The sequence below is a fragment of the Kitasatospora sp. NPDC059146 genome (assembly GCF_042786665.1).
GTDB lineage: Bacteria > Actinomycetota > Actinomycetes > Streptomycetales > Streptomycetaceae > Kitasatospora.
In genome coordinates this window covers 35,832-42,034 of sequence record NZ_JBHZCY010000052.1, presented here as the reverse complement: position 1 = coordinate 42,034, position 6,203 = coordinate 35,832, and the positions used below count along the sequence as shown (strand labels likewise).

7 protein-coding genes are annotated in these 6,203 nt (G+C 73.8%); 2 read left to right on the top strand and 5 right to left on the bottom strand.

Translation table 11 applies throughout. The features are described from left to right. Positions 1-177: 177 nt before the first annotated feature. The 3 genes from ACFXPX_RS22450 to ACFXPX_RS22440 all read right to left on the bottom strand — a co-directional run bounded on the left by ACFXPX_RS22450 (position 178) and on the right by ACFXPX_RS22440 (position 2,326). Positions 178-705, bottom strand: coding sequence for a histidine phosphatase family protein (locus tag ACFXPX_RS22450; RefSeq protein ID WP_375893899.1), 528 nt, complete (start codon positions 703-705; stop codon positions 178-180). Positions 706-838: 133 nt separating this feature from the next. Next, entirely contained in the window at positions 839-961 is a 123-nt protein-coding gene (locus tag ACFXPX_RS22445; protein ID WP_375893902.1) for an SGM_5486 family transporter-associated protein, read from the bottom strand. 75 nt (positions 962-1,036) lie between these two features. After that, on the bottom strand, positions 1,037-2,326 hold the full coding sequence (locus ACFXPX_RS22440; protein ID WP_375893904.1) for a CynX/NimT family MFS transporter: 1,290 nt from the start codon (positions 2,324-2,326) through the stop codon (positions 1,037-1,039). A gap of 126 nt (positions 2,327-2,452) precedes the next feature. Between ACFXPX_RS22440 and ACFXPX_RS22435 the strand changes: the two genes are divergently transcribed. Continuing rightward, positions 2,453-3,127 carry a FadR/GntR family transcriptional regulator gene (locus ACFXPX_RS22435; RefSeq protein ID WP_375893905.1) on the top strand — a complete coding sequence of 225 codons (675 nt, stop codon included), beginning with the start codon at positions 2,453-2,455 and terminating at the stop codon, positions 3,125-3,127. Positions 3,128-3,214: 87 nt separating this feature from the next. Here the strand turns inward: ACFXPX_RS22435 and fabI are convergent, their stop codons facing one another. Then, the gene (gene fabI / locus ACFXPX_RS22430) at positions 3,215-3,982 is read right to left on the bottom strand and encodes an enoyl-ACP reductase FabI (protein ID WP_375893907.1); all 768 of its coding nucleotides are present in this window, start codon (positions 3,980-3,982) and stop codon (positions 3,215-3,217) included. Positions 3,983-3,984: 2 nt separating this feature from the next. Beyond that, positions 3,985-4,704 carry a 3-oxoacyl-[acyl-carrier-protein] reductase gene (gene fabG, locus ACFXPX_RS22425; RefSeq protein ID WP_375893910.1) on the bottom strand — a complete coding sequence of 240 codons (720 nt, stop codon included), beginning with the start codon at positions 4,702-4,704 and terminating at the stop codon, positions 3,985-3,987. A gap of 330 nt (positions 4,705-5,034) precedes the next feature. On the opposite strand from fabG, the gene ACFXPX_RS22420 reads away from it, so the two are divergent. Next, a complete protein-coding gene (locus ACFXPX_RS22420) occupies positions 5,035-6,180 on the top strand; it encodes an MBL fold metallo-hydrolase (RefSeq protein WP_375893912.1) in 1,146 nt (381 codons plus the stop codon). Positions 6,181-6,203: the final 23 nt, after the last annotated feature.

The window sequence follows — 6,203 nt, the reverse complement described above, 5'->3', positions numbered from 1 at the left end:
CGCCGCCCCGGGGGCGGGGGGGGCGCCGCGCGCGGGGCCGGGGGGGCCGCCCGGGGGCGGGGCCGCGCAGGGGGCCGCGGGGGGGGCCGGGGGCTACGGAGGCGGGCCGCCGCCGGGGGGGGGCGCGGATCGACCCGCGCGCCCCTCGGTGTTCCGCGGCCCGGCCGGGCCCGGAGGTCAGTCCTGCGGCGTGTAGTACGAGACCAGCTCGGCCACGCCCGGCTCGACGCCCTTCCACGAGCCGCCGAAGCTGAGCACCGCGACCGCCGCCGTCGGGAAGCCGCCCAGGCGCAGCCGCTCCAGCGCGTCCGGGTCGCCCGCGTCCCCGGCGAGCACCTGGGTCAGGCCCAGCACCCCGGGGTTGTGGCCGACCAGCACCACGTCCGCGTACTCCTCCGGGGTCTCCTGGAGGACGGCGATGATCTCGCCCGGGCTGGCCTCGTAGATCCGGTCCTCGTACACCGTCCGGCGGGCCCGCTTGGGCAGCTCGTGCGCCGCCAGCTTCCAGGTCTCGCGGGTGCGCAGGGCGGTGGAGCAGAGCACGAAGTCGGGGTTGATGCCGGAGTCGACCAGCCAGCGGCCGGCGTCCGGGGCCTGGTGACGGCCCCGGTCGGCCAGCGGCCGCTCGTGGTCGTCCACGCCGTTCGGCCAGTCGGCCTTGGCGTGGCGGAGAACGATGATCCTGCGGGGCGTGTCGGCGCTCATACCCAGCAAGCTTGGCAGAAAAGCGGGCCGGGGGCGCGATGCTCCCGGTTGCCGCCACTCCCCGGGGTGGCGGGTGCCATCATGCCCCGTCGGCCGGGTGTCACCGGGAGTGCGGCGGCGCTACGGGCGGCGGTCAACCGATCTGGGCGGCGACGGTCGCGATGATCGCCACCAGCACCACGATGCCGCCGAAGAGGAGGGCGATGCGGCCGAGCTGCTTGCGGCCGTCGGTGGGGTTCGGGTCGAGAACGGGCATGTCGGGATTCTCCCACCCCGAACACGCCCGTCCACGGCGGGCCCCACCGCCTTGGCCAGGCCTTGACCTTCCCGGTCAGGCCTTGACCCGCTCGGCGGGCAGGACGGCCTCGTCCTCGATGTGCCGGGCCTGGGCGGCGCGCAGGCCGAACAGCATCTGCGGCACCAGCAGCAGGGCCAGGAAGCCCAGCGGCCAGTACCACTCACCGGTGACGTCGTAGATCCGGCCGATCAGGATCGGGCCCGGGACGGAGATCAGGTAGCCGAGCCCCTGGGCGAAGACGGACAGCTGGGCCACCCCGCCGGCCGTCCGGGCACGCAGCCCGATCATGGTCAGCACCAGCGGGAAGGCGCAGTTGGACAGGCCCACCAGCACGGCCCACACCCACGGCGCCCCGGCCGGGGCGAGCGCCAGCCCGGAGTACCCGGCGATGCCGCAGCAGGCCAGCAGCACCACGAAGATCCGCTGGTCACCGCGCCGGGCGGCCAGGTTGGGCAGCACGAAGGAGACCGGCACGCCGATCACCATGGTGACCGCGAGCAGCACCCCGGAGGTGCCCTTGTCGATGCCGGAGTCCTGGAAGATCTTCGGCAGCCAGCCCATCACCACGTAGGCGCCGGTGGCCTGGAGGCCGAAGAAGCAGGCCATCGCCCAGGCCGTGCGGCTGCGGGTGATCGGCAGCCTGGCGGGGGCGGCGGCGCCGCCGGCCCGCTCGCCGCGCTCGCGCTTGGCGATCAGCAGCGGCAGCCAGAGCAGCAGGGCGAGCGCCCCCAGGGCGGCCCAGCTGCCCAGGCCGTAGCGCCAGTCGCCGCCGAGCGAGCTGGTCAGCGGCACGCTGACCAGGGCGGCCAGCGCGGTGCCGGCGGACAGCGCCATGGAGTACAGGCCGATCATCGGACCGACCTTCTCCGGGAAGTACCGCTTGATGACCACCGGCAGCAGCACGTTGGAGACCGCCACCCCGGCCAGGGCGAGCGCGGTGAACAGCAGGAACACCGCCGTACCGCCGGCGAAGGAGCGGGCCAGCACGCCCGCCGTGATGGCGGCCATGCCGGCCGTGATCACGGCGATCGGGCCGATCCGGCGGGCCGCGCTCGGAGCGGCGAGGCCGAACAGCGCGAAGCACAGCGAGGGGACGGCGGTCAGCAGCCCGGCGAGCGTCGGGTTCATCCCGAGGTCGTCGCGGACCTGGTCGAGCAGCGGCCCGAGGCTGGTGACCACGGGGCGCAGGTTGAAGGCGGCGGCGGCGATCGCGACGGCGAACAGCACGCCGAGGTACTTGCCGGGGACGGACGGCCGCTCGGTCTGCGGCCGCTCTCCGCTCCGTGGGGAGGAGGTGGTGGTGGTGTCTGCTGCGGGAGGCATGGGCGCCATCATAGAATGATGGGATGAATTGATGCACCTCGGAATTGGCATGATGTCCCGACCCGTTCGTCCATCAGCCACTTTCCCCCCACGGCCCACCCAACCCCGTAGTCGCTAGGAGTCCCCGTGGCGCTGTCCTCGCCGAGGCGCACCCCGTTGTCCGACCAGGTGATCGCGCAGCTGCGCGCCCAGATCACCTCCGGGGAGTGGCCCGTCGGCTCGCGCATCCCCACCGAGGCCGCCCTGGTCGAGCAGCTGGGGGTGGCCCGCAACACCGTCCGGGAGGCCGTCCGGGCCCTCGCCCACAACGGGCTGCTCGACATCCGCCAGGGCTCCGGCACGTACGTCCTGGCCACCAGCGAGCTGGCCGGGGTGATGCACCGCCGCTTCGCCGACGCCGACCAGGGGCAGGTCGCCGAGCTGCGGGCGGCGCTGGAGACCTCCGCCGCCGGCCTGGCCGCCGCCCGCCGCACCGAGCGCGACCTCGGCCTGCTGGACGCCGCGCTCGAACGGCGCGAGGCCGCCTGGCACTCCGGCGACGCCGAGGACTTTGTCCAGGCCGACGCCGCCTTCCACCACGCCGTGGTGGCCGCCGCCCACAACGACGTGCTGCTGGCCGTCTACTCCGACCTCGGCGAGGTCACCCGCGAGCACCTGCGCAACGACGTCGGCCCCGAGCTGATCGCCGAGCGCTACATCGGCCACCACACCATCCGGGACGCCATCCGGGACGGCGACCCCCAGCGCGCCTCGGTCGAGGCCGGCCGCGCCATCGGCGCCTGCGCCACCGCCGACGCGTAGGCGCGCCCCGGCCCCGGACGGAACCGGAAACGCCACTGCCCGGCGCCCCCGTCGCGGGGGTGCCGGGCAGTGGCGGACAGCAGTCGGTCAGGCGCCGATCGCGTGCAGACCGCCGTCGACGTGGATGATCTCGCCGGTGGTCTTCGGGAACCAGTCCGACAGCAGGGCGACGACGCCGCGGCCGGCCGGCTCCGGGTCGCTCAGGTCCCACTTGAGCGGGGAGCGGTGGTTCCAGGTGTCGGCCAGGTCGCCGAAGCCCGGGATGGACTTGGCGGCCATCGAGCCGATCGGGCCCGCCGAGATCAGGTTGCAGCGGATGTCCCGCTCGCCCAGGTAGCGGGCCAGGTAGCGGTTGGTCGACTCCAGGGCGGCCTTGGCCGGGCCCATCCAGTCGTACTGCGGCCACGCGTACTGGGCGTCGAAGGTCAGGCCGACGACCGAGCCGCCGTCCTGCATCAGCGGCAGCAGCGCCGTGGTGAGCGACTTGAGCGAGTACGCCGAGACGTGCATCGCGGTCGCCACGGACTCCCACGGGGTGTCCAGGAAGTTGCCGCCCAGGGCGTCCTGCGGGGCGAAACCGATCGAGTGGACGATGCCGTCCAGGGTCGGCAGGGTCTCGCGGACCTGCTCGGCGATGCCGGCCAGGTCCTCCGGGCTGGAGACGTCCAGCGACAGCACCTTGACCGGCTTCGGCAGCTTCCTGGCGATGCGCTCGGTCAGGCTCGGGCGGGGGAAGGCGGTGAGGATGATCTCGGCGCCCTGCTCCTGGGCCAGCCGAGCGGTGTGGAAGGCGATGGAGGACTCCATCAGCACACCGGTGATCAGGATCCGCTTGCCCTCGAGGATTCCACTCATGATCAGTGACCCATGCCCAATCCGCCGTCGACGGGAATGACGGCTCCGGTGATGTACGCGGCCTCGTCCGAACCGAGGAACCGCACGGTGGACGCGACCTCGGCGGGCGCCGCGTAGCGGCCCAGCGGCACGCCCGAGACGATCTCCGCGCGGCGCTCGTCGCTGAGCACGGCGGTCATGTCGGTGTCGACGAAGCCGGGGGCGACCACGTTGACGGTGATGTTGCGCGGGCCGAGCTCGCGCGCCAGCGAGCGGGCGAAGCCGACCAGGCCGGCCTTGGAGGCGGCGTAGTTGGCCTGGCCCGGCGAGCCGGAGAGGCCCACCACGGAGGAGATCAGCACCACGCGGCCCTTCTTGGCGCGCATCATCAGCTTCGACGCGCGCTTGACCACCCGGAAGGTGCCGGTCAGGTTGGTGTCCACGACGGAGGTGAAGTCCTCCTCGGACATCCGCAGCAGCAGGGTGTCGTTGGTGATGCCCGCGTTGGCGACCAGCACCTGGACCGCGCCGTGCTTCTCCTCGATCTCGGTGAAGGCGGCGTCGACCTGCGCGGCGTCCGTGATGTCACAGCGCACCGCGAGGACGTCGAATTTCGCGAGGGCCTCGGGCACCTCGCCCGAACGGCTGGTGATGGCGACCTTGTCGCCCGCCTCGGCGAAGGCCTGGGCGATCGCGAGGCCGATGCCCCGGTTTCCTCCGGTGACGAGAACCGAGCGGCTCAACGATCCACCTCTCTCCGTGTCTGAGCGGGTACGTCCGAACGCGTACGCAGTGTGACGCTATCGGGCGGTCGGCGGCGGCGGCGAATCGAGCTCCCACAGCGCCGCACCGGAGGAACTGTCGCAATCCGACAATCCGCGCCCCCGGCGCCCCGCGCCCGCCGGCCGTCCGCCGCAGGCCGGGGCACCGCCGCGAAAGAACGGACCGTACGGGAACGCTGTGCGGGAACAACGGGGGCGGGCGTGCCCGTTGCCCCCGTGGTGCGGGCCGACCCCGGGGCCGGACGTACCCTTCCCCCGAAGAGTCCCGGCGAGGAAACGAAGGCAGGGCGCATGACCAAGGCACGGCCCGGGAGCACCACCGGACGCGGACGACTGCTCGCCCTCACCGCCCTGGCCGCGGGCCTGGGCGCGACCGCCTGGGCGCTGCGCGACCTGCCGGCGGCGTTCGGGCGCCGCCCCGACGGCGGGCGCGAGGAGCGGGTGCGGGACTCCGCCCAGTACCGCGACGGCGTCTTCCACAACGCGCCCTCGACCCTCGCCCGGGCCGGGAGCGCCCCCAGCGTCGACCGCGACACCGTCCGCCGGATGCTGTTCCAGCGCGAGGGCCGCGTCCCGGCCCACCCGGTGCCCACCGTCCGCCCCGCCGCCGCCCCCGGCCCGGCCGCCGAGGGCGTGGAGATCACCTGGTACGGGCACGCCTCCGCGCTGGTCGAGATCGAGGGCTCGCGGGTGCTGCTCGACCCGATCTGGAGCGACCGCTGCTCCCCCTCCGCCCACGTCGGCCCCAAGCGGCTGCACCCCGTCCCGGTCGAGCTGGAGGAGCTGCCGCCGGTCGACGCGGTGCTGATCTCCCACGACCACTACGACCACCTCGACATGGCGACCGTCAAGCGCCTGGTGCGCAGCCAGTCCGCGCCCTTCGCGGTGCCGCTCGGCATCGGCGGCCACCTGCGCCGCTGGGGCGTCCCCGAGCACCGGATCATCGAGCTGGACTGGGACGAGACCTGCACCCTGGGCGAGCTGGTCCTCACCCTCACCTCCGCGCACCACTTCTCCGGCCGCGGCCTGACCCGCAACACCACCCTGTGGGGCTCCTGGGTGATCGCCGGGCCCACCCGCAAGGTCTTCTACACCGGCGACTCCGGCTACTTCGAGGGCTACGCACGGATCGGCGCGCAGCACGGCCCGTTCGACGCCGCCCTGGTGCAGATCGGCGCCTACGACGCGGCCTGGCCGGACATCCACATGACCCCCGAGGACGCCGTCCTCGCCCACCGGGACCTCACCGCCGGGCTGCTGGTGCCGGTCCACTGGTGCACCTTCAACCTGGGCCTGCACCCCTGGGCCGAGCCGATCGAACGGCTGCTCAAGGAGGCCAAGGCCCAGGCCGTCCCGCTGGCCGTCCCGCGCCCCGGCGAGCGGATCGACGTGGACAACCCGCCGGAGCTGGACGGCTGGTGGGAGTCCGTCTCCTGACGGCCGCGCACGCCCCCGGACCC